General features: G+C 46.1%; 1 protein-coding gene. It reads left to right on the plus strand.

Annotation, left to right across the window (positions count from 1 at the left end):
- Nucleotides 1-1,207 (plus strand): glycoside hydrolase family 2 protein (locus AB5935_RS27050; RefSeq protein ID WP_368327981.1); only part of this gene is annotated, 1,207 nt, incomplete at both ends.

Consider the following 1,207-nt stretch of genomic DNA (forward strand, 5'->3'; position numbering starts at 1 on the left):
GAGCAGTAGACTGGAAAGCAGAAGTTTGGGTGAATGATGTAAAAGTAGGCGAACACACAGGCGGATTTACTCCTTTCTATTTCGATATTACTTCTGTACTTAATAAAGGAAATAATGACCTGGTGGTAAAAGTATGGGACCCTTCAGATCGTGGCGAACAACCCAGAGGAAAGCAAATAGCAAATCCTCATGGCATTTGGTACACTCCGGTTACAGGTATCTGGCAAACAGTGTGGTTGGAACCGGTAGCAACACAATACATCACTAATCTGAAAACTACTCCCGATATTGACAACAATTCTGTTAAGGTAGAAGTTGCTGCCAATACGACCTCCGCAGACAAAGTGGAAGTAAAAGTATTCGATGGCAAAAACCTTGTAGCCAAAGGCGCAGCGCTGAACGGAGTACCTGTTGAACTGGCAATGCCTGCTAATGCTAAACTGTGGTCTCCGGACTCTCCTTTCCTCTACAATATGGAAGTGACTCTGTATAAAGACGGAAAAGCAATAGACCAGGTAAAGAGTTATACGGCTATGCGCAAATTTTCTATCCGCAAGGGTCAGAATGGCATCACTCGCCTGCAATTGAACAACAAAGACTATTTCCAGTTCGGTCCGCTCGACCAGGGATGGTGGCCTGACGGTTTATATACTGCACCGACAGATGAAGCATTGGTTTATGACTTGAAGAAGACGAAAGACTTCGGCTACAACATGGTACGTAAGCACGTCAAAGTAGAACCTGCACGCTGGTACACTCATTGCGACCAATTAGGATTGATCGTATGGCAGGATATGCCGAACGGTGGTCCTAGCCCACAGTGGCAGGCACGCAATTATTTCAACGGTACGGAAGTGATTCGTTCTGCTGCTTCCGAAGCTAACTACCGCAAAGAGTGGAAAGAAATCATCGACTGTCTGTATTCTTATCCGAGTATCGCCGTATGGGTTCCTTTCAATGAAGCATGGGGACAATTCAAGACTCCGGAAATCGTAGCATGGACCAAAGAATACGATCCTAGCCGCCTGGTGAATCCTGCCAGTGGTGGTAATCACTATACTTGTGGCGATATTCTCGACCTTCACCACTATCCGGGCCCAAACATGTTCCTTTATGATCCGAGACGCGCTACCGTATTGGGTGAATATGGAGGTATCGGCTTGGTAGTAGAAGGAAACACTTGGGTGAATGACAAGAAAAACTGGGG

Origin of the sequence: Phocaeicola sp. RTP21198st1_B8_RTP21198_201120, from assembly GCF_040929485.1 — a bacterium.
GTDB lineage: Bacteria > Bacteroidota > Bacteroidia > Bacteroidales > Bacteroidaceae > Phocaeicola > Phocaeicola dorei.